Origin of the sequence: Bacillus sp. NMCC46 (genome assembly GCF_002998465.1) — a bacterium.
Classification (GTDB): Bacteria; Bacillota; Bacilli; order Bacillales; family Bacillaceae; genus Bacillus.
Genome location: NZ_PVQZ01000002.1, coordinates 246,580 through 267,289, shown reverse-complemented (window position 1 = coordinate 267,289; position 20,710 = coordinate 246,580). Strand labels below are relative to the sequence as shown.

Annotated in this window: 30 protein-coding genes and 1 tRNA gene; 24 read left to right on the top strand and 7 right to left on the bottom strand. The window is 40.6% G+C overall.

What is annotated here, in order from left to right; all coding sequences use genetic code 11:
- The first annotated feature begins 8 nt into the window (after positions 1–8).
- The 10 genes from C6Y01_RS06980 (at position 9) to C6Y01_RS06945 (ending at position 9,132) form a co-directional block, all read left to right on the top strand.
- Positions 9–569, top strand: a complete 561-nt coding sequence (locus C6Y01_RS06980) for a 5-formyltetrahydrofolate cyclo-ligase (RefSeq protein WP_034661305.1) — start codon at positions 9–11, stop codon at positions 567–569.
- A gap of 141 nt (positions 570–710) precedes the next feature.
- Positions 711–845: a hypothetical protein gene (locus tag C6Y01_RS19255; RefSeq protein ID WP_258182066.1), complete on the top strand. Its 135-nt coding sequence runs from the start codon at positions 711–713 to the stop codon at positions 843–845.
- A gap of 100 nt (positions 846–945) precedes the next feature.
- Positions 946–1,119 (top strand): hypothetical protein, encoded by a 174-nt coding sequence (locus C6Y01_RS18895; RefSeq protein WP_162531857.1) that lies wholly within the window; start codon positions 946–948, stop codon positions 1,117–1,119.
- A gap of 87 nt (positions 1,120–1,206) precedes the next feature.
- Positions 1,207–2,745, top strand: coding sequence for a rhomboid family protein (locus C6Y01_RS06975; protein ID WP_034661304.1), 1,539 nt, complete (start codon positions 1,207–1,209; stop codon positions 2,743–2,745).
- 70 nt (positions 2,746–2,815) lie between these two features.
- Complete coding sequence (locus tag C6Y01_RS06970; RefSeq protein ID WP_008342322.1) at positions 2,816–3,019, top strand: YqgQ family protein; 204 nt, start codon at positions 2,816–2,818, stop codon at positions 3,017–3,019.
- A 13-nt stretch (positions 3,020–3,032) separates the two neighbouring features.
- On the top strand, positions 3,033–3,986 hold the full coding sequence (locus tag C6Y01_RS06965) for an ROK family glucokinase (protein ID WP_106037989.1): 954 nt from the start codon (positions 3,033–3,035) through the stop codon (positions 3,984–3,986).
- Positions 3,987–4,200: 214 nt separating this feature from the next.
- A complete protein-coding gene (locus C6Y01_RS06960) occupies positions 4,201–6,120 on the top strand; it encodes an LTA synthase family protein (RefSeq protein WP_034661301.1) in 1,920 nt (639 codons plus the stop codon).
- Between the two features lie 86 nt (positions 6,121–6,206).
- On the top strand, positions 6,207–7,331 hold the full coding sequence (locus C6Y01_RS06955; RefSeq protein ID WP_106037988.1) for a M14 family metallopeptidase: 1,125 nt from the start codon (positions 6,207–6,209) through the stop codon (positions 7,329–7,331).
- 155 nt (positions 7,332–7,486) lie between these two features.
- Positions 7,487–8,740, top strand: coding sequence for an MFS transporter (locus tag C6Y01_RS06950; protein WP_080869494.1), 1,254 nt, complete (start codon positions 7,487–7,489; stop codon positions 8,738–8,740).
- A 77-nt stretch (positions 8,741–8,817) separates the two neighbouring features.
- A complete protein-coding gene (locus C6Y01_RS06945) occupies positions 8,818–9,132 on the top strand; it encodes an MTH1187 family thiamine-binding protein (RefSeq protein WP_034662003.1) in 315 nt (104 codons plus the stop codon).
- Between the two features lie 23 nt (positions 9,133–9,155).
- Here the strand turns inward: C6Y01_RS06945 and C6Y01_RS06940 are convergent, their stop codons facing one another.
- Positions 9,156–9,329, bottom strand: coding sequence for a DUF2759 domain-containing protein (locus C6Y01_RS06940; protein WP_003217333.1), 174 nt, complete (start codon positions 9,327–9,329; stop codon positions 9,156–9,158).
- Between the two features lie 157 nt (positions 9,330–9,486).
- On the opposite strand from C6Y01_RS06940, the gene C6Y01_RS06930 reads away from it, so the two are divergent.
- On the top strand, positions 9,487–10,125 hold the full coding sequence (locus C6Y01_RS06930) for an MBL fold metallo-hydrolase (protein WP_095285390.1): 639 nt from the start codon (positions 9,487–9,489) through the stop codon (positions 10,123–10,125).
- A gap of 48 nt (positions 10,126–10,173) precedes the next feature.
- Here the strand turns inward: C6Y01_RS06930 and C6Y01_RS06925 are convergent, their stop codons facing one another.
- The gene (locus C6Y01_RS06925) at positions 10,174–10,416 is read right to left on the bottom strand and encodes a DUF2626 domain-containing protein (protein WP_003217440.1); all 243 of its coding nucleotides are present in this window, start codon (positions 10,414–10,416) and stop codon (positions 10,174–10,176) included.
- Positions 10,417–10,629: 213 nt separating this feature from the next.
- On the opposite strand from C6Y01_RS06925, the gene C6Y01_RS06920 reads away from it, so the two are divergent.
- A complete protein-coding gene (locus tag C6Y01_RS06920; RefSeq protein WP_034661298.1) occupies positions 10,630–11,010 on the top strand; it encodes a Spx/MgsR family RNA polymerase-binding regulatory protein in 381 nt (126 codons plus the stop codon).
- Positions 11,011–11,065: 55 nt separating this feature from the next.
- On the opposite strand, the gene C6Y01_RS06915 is transcribed toward C6Y01_RS06920, so the two are convergent.
- Positions 11,066–11,136: transfer RNA gene (locus C6Y01_RS06915), tRNA-Gln, on the bottom strand.
- A gap of 98 nt (positions 11,137–11,234) precedes the next feature.
- Between C6Y01_RS06915 and C6Y01_RS06910 the strand changes: the two genes are divergently transcribed.
- The 9 genes from C6Y01_RS06910 to C6Y01_RS06870 all read left to right on the top strand — a co-directional run bounded on the left by C6Y01_RS06910 (position 11,235) and on the right by C6Y01_RS06870 (position 16,498).
- Positions 11,235–12,107: an STAS domain-containing protein gene (locus C6Y01_RS06910; RefSeq protein ID WP_106037987.1), complete on the top strand. Its 873-nt coding sequence runs from the start codon at positions 11,235–11,237 to the stop codon at positions 12,105–12,107.
- Positions 12,108–12,284: 177 nt separating this feature from the next.
- A complete protein-coding gene (comGA, locus tag C6Y01_RS06905) occupies positions 12,285–13,355 on the top strand; it encodes a competence type IV pilus ATPase ComGA (RefSeq protein WP_034661296.1) in 1,071 nt (356 codons plus the stop codon).
- Positions 13,336–14,376 carry a competence type IV pilus assembly protein ComGB gene (comGB, locus tag C6Y01_RS06900; RefSeq protein WP_106037986.1) on the top strand — a complete coding sequence of 347 codons (1,041 nt, stop codon included), beginning with the start codon at positions 13,336–13,338 and terminating at the stop codon, positions 14,374–14,376. Before comGA ends, comGB begins: the two co-directional genes overlap by 20 nt.
- A gap of 16 nt (positions 14,377–14,392) precedes the next feature.
- Positions 14,393–14,686, top strand: coding sequence for a competence type IV pilus major pilin ComGC (comGC, locus tag C6Y01_RS06895; protein ID WP_003217322.1), 294 nt, complete (start codon positions 14,393–14,395; stop codon positions 14,684–14,686).
- Complete coding sequence (gene comGD / locus C6Y01_RS06890; protein WP_034661293.1) at positions 14,679–15,125, top strand: competence type IV pilus minor pilin ComGD; 447 nt, start codon at positions 14,679–14,681, stop codon at positions 15,123–15,125. The genes comGC and comGD overlap by 8 nt, the downstream gene beginning before the upstream one ends.
- Positions 15,109–15,426, top strand: a complete 318-nt coding sequence (gene comGE / locus C6Y01_RS06885; RefSeq protein WP_034661291.1) for a competence type IV pilus minor pilin ComGE — start codon at positions 15,109–15,111, stop codon at positions 15,424–15,426. The genes comGD and comGE overlap by 17 nt, the downstream gene beginning before the upstream one ends.
- Positions 15,365–15,865, top strand: a complete 501-nt coding sequence (gene comGF, locus C6Y01_RS06880; RefSeq protein WP_106037985.1) for a competence type IV pilus minor pilin ComGF — start codon at positions 15,365–15,367, stop codon at positions 15,863–15,865. The genes comGE and comGF overlap by 62 nt, the downstream gene beginning before the upstream one ends.
- Positions 15,862–16,245 carry a competence type IV pilus minor pilin ComGG gene (locus tag C6Y01_RS06875; RefSeq protein ID WP_034661288.1) on the top strand — a complete coding sequence of 128 codons (384 nt, stop codon included), beginning with the start codon at positions 15,862–15,864 and terminating at the stop codon, positions 16,243–16,245. Before comGF ends, C6Y01_RS06875 begins: the two co-directional genes overlap by 4 nt.
- Before the next feature lie 58 nt (positions 16,246–16,303).
- Positions 16,304–16,498, top strand: coding sequence for a YqzE family protein (locus C6Y01_RS06870; protein ID WP_106037984.1), 195 nt, complete (start codon positions 16,304–16,306; stop codon positions 16,496–16,498).
- Between the two features lie 33 nt (positions 16,499–16,531).
- On the opposite strand, the gene C6Y01_RS06865 is transcribed toward C6Y01_RS06870, so the two are convergent.
- Positions 16,532–16,810, bottom strand: a complete 279-nt coding sequence (locus tag C6Y01_RS06865; RefSeq protein ID WP_223249903.1) for a DUF3889 domain-containing protein — start codon at positions 16,808–16,810, stop codon at positions 16,532–16,534.
- Between the two features lie 299 nt (positions 16,811–17,109).
- Here C6Y01_RS06865 and tapA point away from each other — a divergent pair, with 299 nt between their 5' ends.
- Genes tapA through tasA form a run of 3 tightly spaced genes read left to right on the top strand, consistent with a single transcriptional unit; the run spans position 17,110 to position 19,119 of the window.
- Positions 17,110–17,637 carry an amyloid fiber anchoring/assembly protein TapA gene (gene tapA, locus C6Y01_RS06860; protein ID WP_034661284.1) on the top strand — a complete coding sequence of 176 codons (528 nt, stop codon included), beginning with the start codon at positions 17,110–17,112 and terminating at the stop codon, positions 17,635–17,637.
- 51 nt (positions 17,638–17,688) lie between these two features.
- Entirely contained in the window at positions 17,689–18,261 is a 573-nt protein-coding gene (sipW, locus tag C6Y01_RS06855; RefSeq protein WP_106038098.1) for a signal peptidase I SipW, read from the top strand.
- A 57-nt stretch (positions 18,262–18,318) separates the two neighbouring features.
- On the top strand, positions 18,319–19,119 hold the full coding sequence (gene tasA / locus C6Y01_RS06850) for a biofilm matrix protein TasA (RefSeq protein ID WP_034661283.1): 801 nt from the start codon (positions 18,319–18,321) through the stop codon (positions 19,117–19,119).
- Between the two features lie 67 nt (positions 19,120–19,186).
- On the opposite strand, the gene sinR is transcribed toward tasA, so the two are convergent.
- The 3 genes from sinR to C6Y01_RS06835 form a co-directional block, all read right to left on the bottom strand.
- Complete coding sequence (gene sinR / locus C6Y01_RS06845; protein WP_095285385.1) at positions 19,187–19,522, bottom strand: transcriptional regulator SinR; 336 nt, start codon at positions 19,520–19,522, stop codon at positions 19,187–19,189.
- Between the two features lie 33 nt (positions 19,523–19,555).
- Positions 19,556–19,720: an anti-repressor SinI family protein gene (locus tag C6Y01_RS06840; protein ID WP_003217357.1), complete on the bottom strand. Its 165-nt coding sequence runs from the start codon at positions 19,718–19,720 to the stop codon at positions 19,556–19,558.
- Between the two features lie 182 nt (positions 19,721–19,902).
- The gene (locus C6Y01_RS06835; protein ID WP_034661279.1) at positions 19,903–20,700 is read right to left on the bottom strand and encodes a YqhG family protein; all 798 of its coding nucleotides are present in this window, start codon (positions 20,698–20,700) and stop codon (positions 19,903–19,905) included.
- Between the last annotated feature and the right edge of the window lie 10 nt (positions 20,701–20,710).

Sequence of the window (20,710 nt, the reverse complement as noted above, 5' to 3'; positions counted from 1 at the left end):
TGATCTGTATGAAAAAGGAGCTTCGCCTTCAAACATTAGCCAAGCTTGATCAGATAAGCGCTGAAGAATTTGAGTGCAGCACCGCTTTACTTCATGAGCACTTATTGCAGCTGCCAGCATGGAAACAGGCGAAAACGATCGCTTTGACAATGTCTAGAGGAAAAGAGATACCGACAATGCCTCTGATTGAAAAAGCGTGGGAAGAAGGAAAAACAGTATGTATACCCACCTGTTTTCCGGAAACAAAAGAGATGATGTTTTATGAATATACACCCGAAACAAAGATGACATCCAGCTACTTTGGGCTATTGGAGCCAGACCCACGGGCGTCGGCAGCTGTACATAAAGAAGCCATTGATTTAATCATCGTGCCTGGGGTATGTTTCGATCAAAAAGGCTACCGGATTGGATTTGGTGGCGGCTATTATGACCGCTACTTAGCTGACTACCACGGCGTAACCATTGCCCTTTGTCTGTCGTTACAGCAAATCGAGCATGTGCCGGCTGAAGCACACGACATACCGGTGTCTATGATTGTCAGTGAAAAAGGTACGTTATATCAAAAGTAAAAGTCCGCTGATTGTCCAAAGAACGGGCTTTTTGTGTTGAGATCGTTTCATCAGAGTTGCAGGTACGGTAGGGTGAAATGCAATATGATTTCACATTGATTAAAAACCAGCATGTAATGGCATTTTGCTAGGAGGTCCGTTTTGAAAAAATTTCGTGGAAAGAAAAGATACTTCCGTAATATGTGGGAGGAAGTGAATAATGACGTTTCTTATGATCAATCAGAGTGTGAAGAGGTCTATTATATTCAATCAAAAGAACAAGGGATTAGATTGTGAAAGCCGGCTAATGAAAAGAACCATTGAAAGTGATAAAAATGATGGTTCATGCATAAACAAATCCTATTTAAGCCACGATACGAACATAGGAGGGAATATGATGAATAAAATGATTTGGAGCGTTGTGTTCACATTGTTTGCATTCGTTCTCGTGCAAAATCGTTATCGGCTGATGAATTTGATCTTAGGTCAAAATCAAGTGCGTCACTTTTTTATTAAGTGGCTGATGAAAATCCCATATTTTCGGACGAAATTTATTCGCCAAGCATTCTAATCCCGCAGAAGCCGGGATTTTTTTTGTTCAGAAATGCGGATAAGAACGATTCTTGTTATAATAATGTAAAAAATGGAGCGCGAATGAATGAATGTCATAGATAGTCTATTTTGGCGAGTTGTTGATGAATTAAGACAAAAAGGGTACGAGATGATTCAAAGTCCGTATCCAGAAGATGAAATATTTTTTGAAGCACCACGAAACTCAGGGTATGATCTCATCCGTCTATATAGAAAAGATGTGAATTTTAGACAGGAGATCGTTCGAGATATCGAAGAGCAGACGTATCGGATGAATCAGCTGAGAGAGGCGATGCGTAAACGGTCTCTTCATCTCTTGCAGCTCCAATTTACAGCTGACAATCCTGTAGATGATTGGGAAGACTTAAACGGTCAGCCGCAAAAAAAACAAAAGGTGACGGTTACACCTGTATTACTGAATGAAGACACTCTTCAACACGACGTAAACGAGCTGCAAAAATGGCTGAACACCTCGCTGACAGTGGATGTAGAAGAGGCGAAGAGAGACACAGCTGAAGATGTCATGCGGCTTAAAGTGAACGTACTTCAGGCATTTGATGATCAGGAAAAGCAGCGTGAACGAGAACGGGCCGTTTTTCAAAATGGCAGACCGATTTTCACCTACTTGCTCATCGCTGTTCAAGTGGTGATGTTTCTTTTGCTTGAACTATCTGGCGGAAGTACCAATACGGCAACTTTAACAGCGTTTGGTGCTAAAAATAATGGGCTGATCTTAGATGGAGAATGGTGGCGCCTGATTACACCAATGTTTTTGCACATTGGCTTGACGCACTTACTCTTTAATACATTTGCTCTTTGGTCTGTCGGAGCGGCTGTTGAGAGAATTTATGGCTCATGGAGATTTTTGCTCATCTATTTCATTTCCGGCATTTTTGGCTCCATTGCGAGCTTTGTCTTTAATACGGCCATCGCAGCCGGTGCCTCAGGTGCGATCTTTGGCTGCTTAGGTGCGCTATTATATTTAGCGATTTCTAACCGCAAGCTATTCTTTCGAACGATGGGGACAAATATTATTGTGATCATCCTTATCAATTTAGGGATAGGCTTCACCGTATCAGGTATTGATAACGCAGGGCACCTTGGCGGTCTGGTTGGCGGTTTTTTAGCCGCTTTAGCTGTCCGGCTCCCTAAACAGGTGCAGCCTGTCAAAATGTTTCTTGCTAGTGCTGTTCTGCTGTTGATTGGCGGTTTTGGACTGTATACAGGGTTTCATTCAGACGATCAAAAGGAAGCGGCGGCAGTAAGTGAGGCAGCAAGTCTATTTGATGAGAAGAACTATAACGAAGCAAGTAAACGATTAGAGGAATATGTACACCAAAAGGATGCATCAGCTGATGCTCTCCATATATATGCACTATCGGAAGCGCAGCTCGGCCACCTTGACAAAGCGATTGAATTTTTACAAAAGTCGCTTAAAAAAGATCCTGATGATCCAAATAAACTGTATCATTTATCGTTGTTGTACGTAGAAAAAGGAGAGACAGCGAAAGCGGAGGATCTAATCGAGAAAGGGTTAGACCAAGATCCAAAAAATGATCAATTTTTAAAACTGAAACAATATATTGAAAGCACGCAAACACATTGAATGACTTGACTGAAAGCGCATTTATGAATACGCTTATCCTATCTGTTGATGAGAAGAAATGGTGGAAATAATGAAAACGTTATATGATGTACAGCAGCTGCTCATGAGATTTGGAAATTATGTGTATTTCGGAGATCGAGAAGTGGAATTAGAATTTATGGCAGATGAACTGAAGGAAATGTATACATCGGGCATTATTGACCGGACCGAATGGTCAAACGCAATGACTATTCTTCAAATGGAACTAGCCAAATTAAATCGAAAAACAATGTGAAGGTGGAGGGCATATGACAGGGGATTGGTTTGTAGGAGTTGATCTTGGCGGTACGACAATTAAGCTTGCGTTCATTAATCTATATGGTGAAATTCAGCATAAGTGGGAGATTCCTACGGATAAATCAGGGCAGACGATCACAGTCGATATTGCCAAATCAATTGACCACAAACTGGTCGAAATCAGTATGCCAAAATCAGCGCTTATTGGGATTGGAATGGGTGCACCTGGGCCTGTAGATAAAGTATCTGGGATTGTCTATAAAACAACGAATCTCGGCTGGACAAACTATCCACTCAAAGATCACCTGGAGGCAGAGACAGGACTTCCATCTGTCATAGAAAATGATGCGAATATTGCTGCACTCGGTGAAATGTGGAAGGGTGCAGGAGATGGCGCAAAAAATATCCTGATGGTCACACTTGGCACGGGTGTTGGCGGCGGTATTATTGTAAATGGTGAAGTTGTTCAAGGTGAGACTGGGGCTGGCGGAGAAATTGGCCATATTTGTGCCGTTCCATTCCAAGGAGCACCGTGTAACTGCGGAAGAACAGGCTGTATTGAAACCATTGCATCTGCGACTGGCATCGTTCGGCTTGTAAAGGATAAATTAGAAAGGGAGCAGCATACATCTTCACTTGGCACGCTCACTTCGCTGTCTGCAAAGGATGTGTTTAGGGCCGCTGAAAGTGGAGATGATCTTGCCATGCGTGTCGTAGAAGAAGTGACGACTCATCTTGGACTTGTCTTAGCGAATCTTGCCAGTGCGTTAAACCCAACAAAAATCGTGATTGGCGGCGGTGTTTCAAAAGCAGGGGAGCTTCTTCGCAGTAAAGTAGAGCACGTTGTTAAACATCACGCATTTCCGCCTTGCGCTGATGATGTCGAAGTCGTGATTGCTTCACTCGGAAACGATGCAGGAGTCATCGGTGGTGCATGGATGGCAAAAAACAAATGGCTGTCTTAAACAAAAAAGTCATCATGATGTCATTTTTATTAAAAAAAGCGATAGATGGGCATGAAATGAAATGTTTAGCATATTCATAAGTTTGTCATGAGGAAAAAGACATTGATTTTCCAGCACATACAGGATAAGATATAGTTTAGTTATTTTTGAAGAAGCACCAATAATTAGGGTATTCCCTAACTTGAGTGCATGCTTAGAGCATAAGGAGGTTACAATGCGAAAGAAAAGATTAAAGGCGATTTCATTTTTACTGATTGCGACATTGTTAATGTGGGTCAAAACCTATGTTATCTATAAATCTAGCTTTAATATTAAAATAGAAAATTTCATGCAGGAGTTTATCCTGTTTATTAATCCGCTTAGCTTTCTCTTGTTTATCTTCGGTATCGGTTTATTTATGAAAGAAAAAAATCGCAATCGATATATCATCGTGATGAGCTTTATCCTGACATTCATTTTGTTAGCTAACATTGTGTTTTATCGATTCTATAGTGACTTTCTAACCATCCCCGTCCTATTTCAAACAAACAATATGGGTGACCTCGGGTCAAGTATTACCTCTTTAATTGAACCAGTCGATTTTCTGATGTTCGTTGATATTATGATTTTAATGTGGCTCTATAAAAAGCAGCCTTCCTTTAGAACGGATGTCACCATTTCACGAAAAGAACGAGCAGCTTATTATTTATTTGTGGCAGCCACTTTCTTCTTTAACCTTGGTTTGGCTGAAACAGAAAGACCAGAACTGCTCACTCGCTCATTTGACCGTGAGATGCTGGTGAAAAATATTAGCTTATATAATTTCCATATTTATGATGGAGTGTTGCAATCGAAGCAGTCTGCTCAACGAGCCCTTGCTGACAGTAATAGCTTAACGGAAATTGAAAACTATGTAAGCGCAAATCAAACCGACCGTAATGAAAAGACGTTTGGTCAAGCGAAAGGGCGAAATGTCATTCTTGTCTCCCTAGAGTCTACTCAGAGCTTTGTGGTCAATGAAAAATTAAATGGGAAAGAAATTACCCCATTTTTAAACAAACTAATCAAGAAAAGCTACAACTTTACTAATTTCTATCATCAAACAGGTCAAGGGAAAACATCGGACTCAGAGTTTATTGTTGATAACTCTCTCTATCCACTTGGAAGAGGGGCTGTGTTCTTCACAAACCCAAGCAATGAGTATACAGCCACACCTGAGTTGTTAAAGGATGAGGGGTATCACTCTTCTGTTATTCATGCGAATAACAAAAGTTTCTGGAATCGTGACCTGATCTACGATAGCTTCGGCTACGATAAGTTTTTTGATATTAAATCATTTGATGTGAATGAAGAGAACTCAGTTGGCTGGGGCTTGAAAGATGGTCCGTTCTTTGAACAGTCAGCGGAATTGATGAAATCGATCCCGCAGCCTTTCTATACGAGATTGATTACATTAACGAATCACTTTCCATTTGATCTAGATGAAGAAGATAAGCTCATTGATGAATATGATTCTAAGAGCAAAACGTTAAACAAGTTCTTTCCTACAGTGCGTTATCAAGATGAGGCGCTGAAGATTTTCTTTGAAAAGATGAAGGAAACAGGTTTGTACGAAAATTCCATCTTTGTTTTATATGGGGATCACTATGGAATTTCAGAAAACCATAACGAAGCAATGGGACAATTTTTAAATAAAGAGATTACGCCATTTGAAGAAGTGCAGCTTCAAAAAGTCCCGTTTGTTGTACACATTCCAGGGATCACAGATCAACATCCAAAAGAAATTAACACGGTAGGCGGTCAAGTCGATATCCGTCCAACTATACTCAATCTTTTAGGAATTGATACAAGTAAACAGATTCAATTTGGTCATGATCTTTTATCAAAAGATAAGAATGACTTTACCGTGCTTCGTGATGGCAGCTTTATTACGAAGGACAGTGTTTTCACAGATGGAGTTTGCTACAATAAAGAAACGGGTGAGCCAAGAGAAGATGAGACCGTTTGTCAGTCTTATGAAGAGAAGGCAAAGCAAGAGCTCCAATTCTCTGATCAAATCATCTACGGTGATCTCCTTAGATTTTATGACCGGAACAGCCCGGACCATTCTCCATCCAAAAAAGAAGATGAAACGAAGCTGAAAAAGGCGTCCTAACATATGAGAAAACCTCTGCTATTTTTAGATGCAGAGGTTTTCTTTTTTTGTCTGCCGGCTCATATAGTATGAGAGGAGGGATGTAAATGAAGACAACGTCGTTTGGGAAAATTGAATGGCAGCTGGATGAAGCGGGAAAGGATAATGTGGCAAAACAGTTAGGGATAGGGAATGCGGCTTTTCATTTATCCAATCAAACAAGCACTGATCACCTTCTTTTACCGGGATATAGACTTCCGGAAGGCATCCATTCATTTTCTTCCATAGGTGAGCTGCAGAAATTTATTGCGCCTTACAGGCTGCAGCAATCCGATGATTGGATCAATGGAACCTTTGAATATGATAGTGCTCAATTAGAAGAAGAGCTGAGCCGCTTGAAAGCCGCATTTCCTTTTCTTCAAATCAGCATAATAGGTCATTCAGTGCTTGATACACCTATTTATGAAATCCGAACAGAGCCTGTTCAGCATTTACATTCTATTCATTTGAATGCCTCTTTTCATGCAAATGAATGGATCACGACGTCTGTTTTAATAAAATGGCTGAAATCGCTGAGTTTGGCTGCATCTGATCCTGTGCAAGCAAGACATCATGAAGCCGTTCATATTCTGCGAACCACAGCTCTCTCCATCGTGCCAATGGTGAATCCAGATGGCGTAGACCTCGTTCGGAATGGACCTGAGTCACTAGGTCTCAGCAGTGAAGAATTCACATCGCTACATGGTGGATATGCTGATTATCAGGAGTGGAAAGCAAATATACGAGGTGTGGATTTGAACAATCAATTTCCTGCTTATTGGGAGATCGAATACTATCGTCATCAGCCTAAGGCACCGGCCTATCGGGATTTTCCAGGGCGCGAGCCGTTAACAGAACCAGAAGCGAAAGCGATGGCAAATCTAGCGTTACGAAAACGCTTTGACCGGCTGATCGCTCTCCATACACAAGGAGAAGAGATATACTGGGGCTTTCTTGGCCACGAACCTGCCATCTCAAAAGAAACGGTCAAACGATTCGAGCAAGTAAGCGGCTATAAACCGGTTCAATATCTTGACAGCTATGCAGGCTATCGCGATTGGTTTATTTATCAATTTCACAATGAGGGCTATACAGTCGAGCTTGGATTAGGGAAAAATCCTCTTTCCATGAATCAATTTGATTCCATCTATGAGAAAACAAAGCGGCTGTTATGGGAAGCATGTAAGTGTTAAAAAGCACCTGTCAGGTGCTTTTTACATTTGAACGTGAATCAATTTCTTATTGTCAATAAAAATAATGTTAGAGCAATTGACGGAGGCCGCCTTGTGAGCTATTGTGAAAAGTACGGATGTAAAAAAAAGGATATGTTTTAGGGAGATGTCGAACATTGAGTGCTCAAAGCCTGTGGAAAAGGAATTTCACTTACTTATTTATTTCTAAAATGTGCAAAATAACAGCTGATAGTTTATCTTTCAACACCATCTTGTGGCTTTTAGTACTAGGCGGGAAAGGGGCAATTGGAACAGCTTTTTTTATTGCGGTCAGCTTTGTTCCGCAAGCCATTGTTGGGCCGCTGATTACCCCAATGATGAAGCCGCATCAATTGAAATTTTGGATGTGTTTTGCTGATTTAACAAGAGGAGCGATAATCCTTGTGATCGTGGTCAGTTACTTTTATGATTTCACGCCATTAGCACTTGTGATTGGCTGTATGCTGCTTCATTCGGCGACTGGTGGCTCCTACGAACCGGCGTCCGTATCAATTATTCCAAAGCTTGTCCATGAGGACCTCATACAAAAAGCGAATGCCACCATCCAATCAGCAAGTCATGTGGTCAGGCTTGTGACGGTAACGATTTGTGGTGTCATGATTGCATTTGTAGGGGTAGGATATACAATGCTTGTGATCATTCCTCTTTATCTCTTGTCCGCTTTATTGGTATTAATCATTACATATGAAACAGAAGTCATCATCGATAAAGCCAAAAAAGGGTTATCATACGGAAAAAGATTAATTCGGGGATTTTCACTTGTTAAAAGGCATCATATTTTGTTTCCATTGGCGATTTTTTGTGTCTGTTCAAACTTCGCTGCAGCACCATGGGAAGCATTGTCTGTTATTTATTTAACAGAGGATTTACATAGTGGACCAGTTATCTATTCATTTATTAAAGTCACAACGGCACTAGGTGCCTTCTTGATGGGGTTTGTTTTGACAAAGGTAAAAGTGAACCGGTATGGGCTGCTGTTTATAGGTGCCGGGATCGTTGATGGAATCTCGTTCTTCATCACAGGCATGAACGCATTTTTACCACTTGTGTTTATATCAGCCTTTGCTTTAGGGGCTGCCATTAGTGCAGTCAACGTGCCTGAACATACAATGATTCAATTGTCAGTAAAAGCAGAGGATCAGCCGCAAGTGTATGCGATTATCAACATGATCTCCTTCTTCATGATTCCGTTAGGCGCTCTCATTGGCGGCTATATGGCGACACTATTTGGGTCTGGGTATGTCATTGCGGCTGGCGGCATCATTGAAGCTGTGTCAGGGATATGCCTGCTTCTATTCACAAAGATTGGGAAGGTAGAGAGGGCGGATTTGACGATAGAACGAGACAAACCTTCTTTAAATGCAACGTGAGCATGGCATGATTGATTATGAATAGGTTACAATGAGGACGAGAAAACATGAGGATTCAATGGAAAGGGGCAAGAAACATGGCCATAGCAGATGTGACCATCATTCCAATAGGTACTGAAACACCAAGTGTCAGTGCTTATGTAGCAGATGTACAAAGAATTTTAGAAGGCTTTCAAAAAGAAGGGAAAATTAATTATCAATTAACACCAATGAATACGTTAATTGAAGGTGAATTATCTGTTTTATTTGAAGTCATTCAGCGCATTCATGAAGCACCTTTTGAAAAGGGATTGCACCGCGTAGCCACCAATATCCGCATTGATGACAGGCGGGATCAAACCACAACGCTTACAAGTAAAATAGAAAGCGTGAATAAGCACTTGAATCAATAAAAAAAGCCTGCTATTGCAGGCTTTTAATGTGCGGTTGGATAACCGCTATAGATGATGGTCATGACAGTAAACCATCCAAAAACCAAAAATGTCGCGCCAGCAAAAGCGATCGCAAGTACGTTCACTTTTTTAAGTGAGCGATAGATCCCGAGTGCAGCTAAAATCGTGACTAGACCAAAAATAATGACGAGCATCATGTGAAAGTCCCCCTTTGTCATCAATCCCCTTGATTTCCTTTCTTTTCATTTTAACCGTTTTCATAAAGCTTGTCGAGTAGATTCCAGTTGACGATTGTTTGAATTTTTATTGTGTAGCCTTCATAATAAAAAAGAATGAATAAAGTAGGTGATGAAAATGAATTGGAGAAGAATGCCACTAGGCTATGTACAAGCGAATGCGTATATTTGGAAAAATGAGCACGGAGAATGCTTAATCTTTGATCCAGGCGGTGAAGCACAAAAGCTGATTTCCTATATAAAAGAAAAACAGCTCACACCGCTTGCTGTCTTACTGACACATGCTCATTTTGATCATATCGGTGCGGCAGATGAGGTGCGTGCAGAGTGGGGAGTGCCACTCTATGTACACGAGAATGAAAAGGAATGGCTGACGAACGCTGAATTAAACGGTTCAGCTCGATTGATTGGGAATGGAATTACGGTCAAAGAAGCAGAAAAATTAATTACGTCAGAAGGAACTCTTCAAATTGGATCGTTTACCTTAGAGATGTTCCATACACCTGGGCATTCACCAGGCAGTGTGTCTTACTATTCGGCGGAAGAAGGATTTGTGATTTCTGGTGACACGTTATTCGAAGGTGGCATCGGGAGAACAGATTTAGTAGGGGGCAGTCAAGAAGTGCTGCTTCAATCGATTCATAACAAATTGTTGTCATTACCAGAATCAACTCTTATTTTAAGTGGACATGGCGGTGAAACCACTGTACTCACAGAGCAGGAGCAAAATCCGTTTATCAATGGTTTTTCTCTTTAAACACAGGTATGAAAAAAGCATCTCTTTTTAAAGAGACGCTTTTTTCAATTAATGTCCGGTACCGGGAACCATGATGAAGATCGAATAATATGTAAATCCGGCAAAGAAAATCGTCAAGTACGCTCCGAAAATGTAAATATACATTCTTTCGGATAAATTCAAGTAGGATAAAAATACAAAAAGAACGGTTTGACCGAAGAACAGCAACGATGCATCTTTCATATGCCCTAAATAGAACATGACAGCAAAAATACCCGTCCAAAAGCCAAGCACGCGGAACATGCGATTCATTTCTTTCCCTCCCCTTAAAAAAACCCCTTTGATTCATATTATAGCTGATCACCACTTGTTATGTAAACATTTACATTTTTGACAACGTGTGAACATTTATTTTACAAGTAGAAAAAATTTTTTTGAAAAAGTGATCAAAACGTGTTTATGCCGAAATACATGAGGGTACTTACTCCATAAGAGAAAAGGTTAACGACCTAAGGAGGAAGACTAATGAGTGACATTACTTTTTATTCATACCCGAGCTGCACGTCTTGCCGCAAAACAAAACATTGGCTAAAGGCGAATCAAATTGATTTTAAAGAGCGTCACCTTTTCAGAGAAACGCCAACCCTAGATGAATTAAAAAAGATTCTTTCCTTAACAACAGAAGGAATGGATGAAATTTTAGCCACACGAAGCCAGGCTTTTAAAAGCTTAAATTTAAATATTAATGATTTAAAAGTAAACGAGGTTCTTCAGCTTCTCATTGAAAAACCAAAACTGCTCCGGAGACCAATTATCCTTGATGGAAATAAATTGGTAGTAGGCTATAATCCCGGGGAACTCATGAAAATATCAAAAAAGAAAGCGATTCATCAATCGGTTTCCTAATAAAAAACGAAGATCAGCTGAAACATTCTTCAGCCGTCTTCGTTTTTGTGCTGAACTGGGCTAGCTGGGTTCGAACCAACGATCACGGAGTCAAAGTCCATTGCCTTACCACTTGGCTATAGCCCAATATCAAACGTGTAATGATATTGTTCACCATCTGCGGTCATTTATACATAAAAGTTGTATGTCACTAGTTTTAAGTGAAAAAGGAGCGGAAGAAGTAAATGAAAAATGAAAAATCTAAGCAATTATATGAATTTATCCTAAAAGAAGCCCCTATCATGACCGAAGAATGGCTGAAAACAAGAACAGAAGAAGGCTCATTATATTCCAAACATGCTTCAGAGGAAACGGAAATGAAGCTGAAGGAACAGAACACAGCGTTTATTCAAACCATTGCAGCAACGCTTGTGACGCTGTCAGACAAAGTAGAAAATCATTTAAAAAAATGGTCTGTTGATATTGCACGTGATCGAGCCGTTCACGAGGTGCCTTTATATGAAATCATTGGACAATTTAAGATATTCCGTCAGATTTTCTGTTCGATAATCGAGAAATTCATACTAGAAACCGAGCTTGAAGTGACGCTCCAAGATGTGTGCGGGTGGAATCAGCATTTTCATTCCACGTTTGATAATATGATCGAGCGTTTATCAGAAGAATACGACCGTGTGACACTGAGTCAGCTAAATGCACAAAGAGAGATGATTCAGGAACTGAGTGCTCCTGTTATTCCAGTTTCAAAGGAAATTGGGATTTTGCCGCTCATCGGAGAGATTGATACGTACCGGGCCAAAATTATTCTAGAATCCGTACTAGAACAGGCTTCAAGACTGCGTCTAACGCATTTGTTTATTGATATATCAGGCGTACCGGTCGTTGATACGATGGTTGCTTATCAGCTCTTTAAAGTGGTGGATAGTGCGAAGCTTCTAGGAATCGAGACGATTATTTCAGGCATCCGCCCAGAAATTGCTCAAACCGTCGTGAAATTGGGCATTGATTTCTCAAAAGTAAATACTGAACACAGCCTTGCAAAAGCTTTAGAAAAAAGAGGATTTCGTATTTTTGAAGAACAGCCGCAAGAAGCAACATGACCAAAAAACCTGCACTTGTAAAAGTCAGGTTTTTTTATATGCTCTTTTTTAAAAAACCACGTTTTCCATCGCAAGCTGATGATTTTTTCGCATGATTAGTCGTTAAAATGATAAAATGCTCTTTTGTCAGACAGGTTCCTCCAACTTACAATATGGTCAGAGAAGGGAGTGAACCATTTGTATGGTATTGAATATTTGGGACAAGAGCTGCTAGAAGAAGCATGCCGCATGAGAGCATCTGATGTGCATATTGTTCCAAAAGAAAAGGAAGCGTCGGTATCTTTCCGCGTAGACTCAGATTTAATTCAGCAGCGAACCATTGATAAAAAAAGCGGCGAGCGGCTCATTGCTCATTTTAAATTTTTATCATCCATGGATATAGGGGAAAAAAGGAGGCCGCAAAATGGGTCACTAGCTGTGATGCTAAGAAGCGGACAGGTGTTTATTCGGATGTCTACCTTACCAACTGTAAATGATGAGAGCTTAGTGATTAGAATATTGCCGCAGGATCATGTTCCAAAAATAAAACATCTGTCACTATTTCCGAAAGCCTCCACCAGGTTATTATCATTTTTGAATCATTCGCATGGGCTGATTTTATTTACCGGTCCAACAAATTCAGGGAAAACAACAACCCTTTATTCATTAATCCAGTTTGCAAAAAAGAATTTCAACCGAAATATTATTACACTTGAAGATCCTGTGGAAACAAGAAATGAAGAAGTGTTACAGGTTCAAGTGAATGAAAAAGCCGGCATCACATATGCCGCAGGATTACGTGCTATTTTAAGACATGATCCAGATCTGATTGTGCTAGGAGAAATAAGAGATGCCGAAACGGCCCGAACGGCAATTAGAGCAGCACTGACAGGCCATTTAGTGATGAGTACGCTCCATGCGAAAAATGCAAAAGGAGCCCTTTATCGTATGCTTGAATTTGGTGTCACAATGAATGAACTCGAACAAACGATGGTTGCGATTGCTGCGCAGCGATTAATCGAGCTCACCTGTCCTTTTTGCGGAGAAACATGTCAGCTTTACTGTAAATTAAATCGACCGGTCAGACGAACAAATGTATTTGAACTGCTGTTCGGAAAGGAGCTCGGTGAGTGTATCAAGGAGGCTAAAGGAGAATATGCTCACTCGTCATATGAAACACTGCAAAGATTAATTCGTAAAGGAGTGGCACTAGGCTATTTATCGAAAAACACCTATCATCGCTGGGTTTATGAAGAAGCAAGCCTCTAAAGCATGGTCGAAAAAGGACCAAGCGGAATGTCTATCAAAACTTGCTCAATTGATTCAGGCTGGATATACAGTGATTGAGGCATTAACGATGGTGAATATCCAGTTGTCGAATGAGCAGCAGCAGCAATTAACACCGGGCATTCAGTGGCTGCTCGAAGGGGAGCCTTTTTATGTGGTGCTGGAGAGACTCCAATTTCAGCGGGAAGTCATTGCCATATTAAGTTTCTCCGAAAAGCATGGCAGTCTAGCACAAGCACTTGAACAAAGCGCGCGGTTTTTAGAGAAAAAAATCAAACAGGTAGACACGTTTAAACGCATGTTACGTTACCCGATCTTCCTCATCTTTACGGTTTTGGTCGTGCTCATACTCGTTCAGCAAATGATCATTCCTCAATTTTCTCTCTTGTACTCCTCGATGGATACCCGAATGTCATGGCTGATTCAAGGTATGTTTGGACTTTTTCAATTGCTGCATGTTTTTCTCCTCCTCATCGGCTGTGTGTGTATCTGTTTGACCGGATACTATGCTGTCTTTTTTAGGAAAAAGTCCACCCTTGAGAAGCTGAGGGTGATAAGCAGGTTTCCTTTTTTATATAAAGGAATGCGGCTGTTGCATACGTACCTTTTCTCTCTTCAGTTAAGCGGACTGCTTCAAGCTGGATTATCGATGTACGAGAGCTTGCTAGCTTTTAAACAGCAAAGCTACTTACCCTTTCTTCAAGAAATATCAGAACAGATGATTGAAGAGCTAAGAAAAGGAGAAAGCATGGCACATCAAGTAAGCTCGTCTCCTTTTTTCGAGAAACATTTTGCAGCCGTCATCGAGCATGGTGAAGCGAGCGGGATGCTTGCAAGAGAAATGTACACGTACAGCCAATTTCTATTAGAGAATGCAGAGCTGAAAATTGAAAAATGGATTTCGTGGCTGCAGCCGGTTATCTATGGTGTGACAGCACTTCTTATACTCATTGTGTATCTATCTATTCTTTTACCAATGTATCAACTCATGGAGCAAGTGTAAGAAGGAGGACAAAGACATGAATGATAAAGGATTTACCCTGTTAGAAATGTTAATTGTCATGCTCGTGATTTCGATTCTTTTACTTATTACCATTCCGAATATCACTCGTCACCACCAAACGATTCAAGCAAAGGGCTGTGAAGGGCTTAAATCAATGGTGAGCACACAGGTGATGGCATATGAATTAGAGCATGATGGCAAGACACCATCTTTAGCTGAATTAGAAAAAGAAGGCTATGTCAAAAAGGGATTAACGTGTCCTAATGGAAAAGCGATTGTCATTCAAAACGGCCATGTGAAGCATGAATAAATTGATTTTTCATGAGAAGGGTTTTACCCTCATTGAACAGCTAATGATCTTACTTGTTCTATCGATTCTATTGTCGATCATAGGAGGAAAAATCCCAAATTTAATAGAAGGCGCTGAAGCCAAAAGACAAATGAACATCATGAAACAAGATTTTCAATTGGCTGCTTATACTGCATTTATCAAAAAAACACGTGTGTATGTTGAATTCCATCCGCCACATGTATCGTATCAGGTAATCGATCAAAAGGATGGCGAAGTCATTGCTTCTTTTCAGCATCAAAAGGGAAGCATTAAGGCTTCTACATTTCCACAAGGTATCTATTTTAATGTAAACGGACATCCAAGCAGCGGCGGGTCTCTCATCATTCAATTTGGCAGTCAAACGTATAAACTCACGATCTATTTAGGAAGCGGGCGAATCCATGTTCAAAAACAATAGAGGGTTTAGTACGATTGAGGCGCTGTTTGCTTGTCATATCTTCCTATTTGCAGCCCTTGTGCTCATGCCAGCCTATGAAAAAATCATGATAGGGAAAAATGAAGTAAGAGCCAAACTTGAAGCTTACCAAATCTTGCATGAACAGATGAATGAATCGTTCATAGATGGTACAAAACCTTCTGTCAAAAAGAAACGAGGCGACGTCACATATGTATTCAATTGGAGTAAAGAGAAGGGATGTGTATCATACAAAATACAAAAAAAGCAGACCATATGCTTTCACCATGTTGCTGAACGGTGAACAAGGTTTTACCCTTGTCCAGGCTTTGTGGCAATTACAGCTATTTTTGTTCCTTTCTTTTGGCTGTGTACTAATCTTTTCTACAGCTGAGAAAACCCGTCCTTTTGAAGAGATTAACCGATTTTCACAAATGGAGTGGAAACAGACTGTCCTGCAATTAGATGAGGAATTAAGCCGTGCAACGGCTGTTAGATCGGTGCAAGGAGGTAAAGCGTTAGAGTATGTATCTAGTCAAGGGCGAGTGGTAACGATTGAGCCATATCAAGAGATGCTTCGGAAGCGAATGGATCAAGCAGGCCATCTTCCTTTATTGCAAAAGGTGAAAGAATTTCGTGTCAGAACGAATCAATATAGAGCCATCCTGAAAGTCACAGATGAATCTGGTAAGGTGTATGAAGCCGTTTTTTTTATATATAAAGGGGTGGTTCCTACATCGTGAAAAGAGAAGGAGGATTTATCTATCCGCATGTACTGGCTGCGATTCTATTTTTTCTCTTGATCCTAGGATCAATGACGATAGGGTTTCAAAAAGAGCTGAGAAGTGCAGAGCTGACGATTTCTTTTTATAAAAAACAGCAGCTTTTCAGGGTGGGGGCGAGTGAAGCTGCCCGTACATTACATCGTTTGTGTGAAAAGCAGCATACCCATATTGACACTGAAGAAGGCCGCGTGACATTGAAGCAGATGACATGCGATCAAAAGAAAAAGCGTATCCTCATGTTAGTCAGTGTGAAAACAAAGGATGGTTTATCAGATGAGCGGGAACTGGTGCTGGATTGGAAGACCCGTGAAATCATGAAATGGGCAAACCCTGAATAGCCAGTGTATAAAATGATCCTCTTCTAGGTAACACTTGAAGAAAGAAGAGGTGAATGTGTTGAAAACCAATGACTATGTAAAATATATGACGCAGGAAATCATTAAATATATGAATACACCACGTGACGAACGGAAGGAACATAAACAAGAGAAAATGGAAACGAAACCGCCATTTTCACAGCGTTTATTTGGGGTTCTGCCGTTTGGGTTTTCAATGATGTTAAAAAAAAGTCAGCGACATCGACGAAAGTAAAAAGCCGCCAGCAGGCGGTTTTTTTATGCCCCTTTAGCTGTATTCTTCCACAACAATCACTTTATTGACCTTGTTTGAGTAAGGGTTATAAGAAATAGTGACAAATACCCCAAATTCTTTGGTGTGGTCTTTTAACGTAATATGATACTGTTTCACAGATTCCTTCTCACGATGACGGTCCCATACTTTTTGTTTGAATAAGACTTGTGCCAGCGGATATCGTTTCTTTGCTTCTTTGACTGCCCGTGTTTCCCATTGATCTGCGGCGGCAGTGAAACCTTTCGCATCCGCAGGATTGGCGTCGTGTATCATAGGGCTCAACAGTAAACTGAGCATGATTATCATCTTTCCATATTTCACTTCACATCACCTCACCTGTTATTATTCTGACCAAATGCTGCACTTTTATGTAAATTTTTAAGAAGTACAAATGTCACACAAAAAATTATTGAATACGGCGAAAGAATGAGAAAATGGAAGAATTTTCTCGTAATGGTTCTTGTTTACGAACAAAATGGACTAATTTGACGTTTTGGGTTTTATAGGTATTTCCTTATACTGTATGTAATCGTTCTTATTAAAGAACAATCGTTCAAGGAGTTGGAGAATGAATGAAACAGTCGCTCTTTGTACTCTTTTGTGCCATTTGTTTGATTTTCACATCTCTTTTGATCTCAACAACGAACGCTTCTTTTAACGATGTTGAGCACTCAAACTTTGTCATGAAAACATGCGAAAATTTTGAACAGACGGATCAGCATTGTCAGCCTACCAAATGGGATAGAAGTCATTTGGAACTCATCGATCAAACGATGAACAAAGGAACAGTCTGCGCGCCTCAAAAGCTGAGCATGACACTAAAAAATAGTGGACAACCTATTGCACACTCTGAATGGAAATGGGAATTACATAAAGTAAAAAGTGAGCAGAAGCCGTTACAAGATGGTCATATTCTTGAAAAAGGCTCTATACAGTCCCTTCTTTCACAAGAAACAACGACTGTCACGACAGATAAAGCAAAAACGAATGGAATCTATGCGTTTAAAATCTATTATCCTAAAGGTTTTGGTGGATCTGAAGAAGCATTCATATGGTCTAAACATATGCAGCTCGCAAAGTGTCAAGAAAAGGCCTCCTAAATGGAGCTGTCTTCTAAAGGAAACAATGATAGGCGAAGGGGAGAAGAGGTCATGAAAAAATGGATGAAGATGTCTGGAAGTATTCTTTATCTGGTGGTGTTCACGGTGATGATTGCATGTATTATTGTCGTATTGTCTTCAAGAACTACTGGGGGAAATCCACAGATTTTCGGTTATCAATTCAAGCAAGTATTATCTGGATCAATGGAACCGGAATTTTCGACTGGCTCACTCATTGTCGTAAAAGAAGTGACTTCACCTGAGGCGCTTAAAAAAGGAGATATTATCACGTTTCAAACGAAGCAGGACCAGTCTTATGTGACCCACCGAATTGTTGGGGTGAAAGGAAAGGGAGCAAATAAAGCCTTTGAGACGAAAGGTGACCACAATATGTATCAGGACGGCACGCTAGTAAAAGCGGATCAGGTGGCTGCGCAGTATACGGGTGTGAACATTCCTTATGCAGGAAAGCTTCTTTCGTATGCAGGGACTTCGGCTGGAACTGCGTTGCTGCTCATTATACCAGGTGTGATGCTGCTCGTTTATTCCACTCTTCATTTTGTGGGCGCTGCAAAACACCGAAGACACACGGCTGATTTACATATGTCAGAGGAACAAGCTTAAATTTTCGTTTGTAACCTAATTAGGTTTCAATAAAACAATTTATTAGGGGGTTCATTCATGGCAAAGAAAAGATCAATTCGTTTAGGTGTATTATCAGGGGCTTTAGGCCTTGCATTAATCGGCGGGGGGACATGGGCGGCGTTTAACGATGTAGAAAAGGCAAACGCGGTCTACTCGACAGGAGAGCTGGATTTATCAGCAAAAGAGAACTCCGGCGCCATCAACCTTGCGAACTTAAAACCTGGTGATCGGATCAAGAAAGAATTTCATTTTGAAAATAAAGGATCGCTTGCGATCAATCAAGTGCTGATGAGTCTTGATTACAGCCAGTTTCAAGACGGAGCTTCCGCGAAGAATGGCGGTAAGAATACAGCTGAAGAATTTCTCAGCCAGTTTCAGGTGAGTGTTCTTACGGTTGGAGCCGAAGGTGGAAATGGTTATCCGAAAAATATTATCTTAGACCATGCAAACCTGCTTGACTTGCATCAACTAACGTCAAAACAGGATCAGACCGCATTTGAAAAGCTTCGTCATGCCGTCGATGAGAAGTTTTTACATGAAAGTGGGAAGATTAATGTAGCAACTGTTGATGGAACAGTGGCTCCAGAGTATGACGGCATTCCAAAGAACCCGTTTGATTACGATAAAATGGAAATGATCATTGAATTTGTCAATGACCAGACGAAGGATAAAGCTGGTCACTATATCCAAAATAAATACCAAGGCGATGCGATTCAAATTGATCTTTCCTTCGAAGCGACTCAGTGGAATGGTTTAACGATCAATCCCAAAAAGCATACGGATGAAAAAGGCTACGTGAAAGAAAACGAAAAAGCACACAGCGAAGATAAAAAATAAAGCCAGTCTTTAGACTGATATCAAGCTCTGCATAGCAATTGGAGGAGTATGCGCTAAAATGTGCGCTTTACTCCTCTTCTTGATTTTTTTTCCAGATTTGATAATCTAAAAATTCACGAAATTGCTTTTTCGAAACCCCTGATGTCATTGCATCTCGAACTAGTTTTTCCCATTCACTATCTAATTGACCATCGTATTCGGTTTCATCTTTTTCGTGTAACAGTGTATGAACCGAGACGTCCAGAACAGCGGAGACTTTTTCAAGAAATTGAATGGAGGGGTTTGTTTGCAAGTTTCTTTCTATTGAGCTTAAATAAGACTTCGCTACCCCAGCCTTTTCGGCCAGTTCTGATAGTGAGTAGCCTTTTTCATTGCGGTATTGTTTAATACGCTGGCCAATCAATGTCATCACCTTCCTTTCGATATTATAGCACATTCAGAAAGGTTTGATAGAATGACTTCTTACCAGAGGGTGAGACTCAGAGGACTTTTCACTTGATTTGAGGAATTGACGGACTTCTTCAACTGTTAGCCCTGCTTTACGAGCTTCAAGTAATAATTGAACCCATTCACTGTCTAATATGTTCGTTTTCTTTTCCATACAAATACCCTCCTAAAATACTGAATCATGTATTTCAGGCACTTAACGCATGAAATGGAAAGACACAGGTGGTAAGACCTCATAGTTTGCTTGCGTCATTTTTCCGCCCAATACAAACAGACAAACGTTGCTTTTGGCTGATCGAAAATTGTATGTCACATGAAAGGGAGGGGACCTATGGGTCAACCTCCTCTTTTTTGCTGTAAGTAAAAAAGTCCGCCATTTTCAATCGTAAGACTGATTTTTGGTTCGTATAAAGTTTTGAGTGCTTGTCTTTCTATTTCATATTCTACAGACGTGTCTGAAGTCCCTTCATAAAATTGGTTTAAAAGTTCAGTGTCTTCTTTCCATTTTTGAACAGCTCTCACCGCCCAATTGTCTGGTTCCTCATGGGCGTAACGCTCCATTAGACTATAGAGCCGTTTGACTCCGCTTTCTGGCTTGATCATTGTACTCATTGTAAAGCAATAATCGGGAATTTGAGATGACAGCTCACGGGTTTCCAGCTTTTCTTGAAATTGTTCAACGACTTCTCCGCGTATTAGATGAAGTCCTAGTGATAAAAGCTTATCCTTCTTTCGATCTGCGAGATAAGAAATTTTCACATTGAGACCAAGCCATGGCTCGAGTGCGATCTGGTTGTTCGTGAGCGGAGTGACTCGTTCATAGAGACGGATAAAACGGCCCTGCTGTTTGACAGCTTCAAATATTTGAAATAAACGAGGGGAGCCGAAGTGGATAAATTCACCCTCAATCGTATCATCCACTTTTTTTTGATCGGTGATGAGGGTCAATTGCCGCGGCTCTGGTACACCACCAGTTTTTTCAAGCCAGTGCCAATAAAAAGGGCGGTTCATAATCAATTTATCCATATCGATGGTTAGTTGTACGGTCATATGTCCTGCACTTTCTTCTAGTATGTCGCATTGATTTGCCTGAAAGAAACGGAGAAGAAAGGTATGTATGTCACGCTGCTCCATTGATCAACTC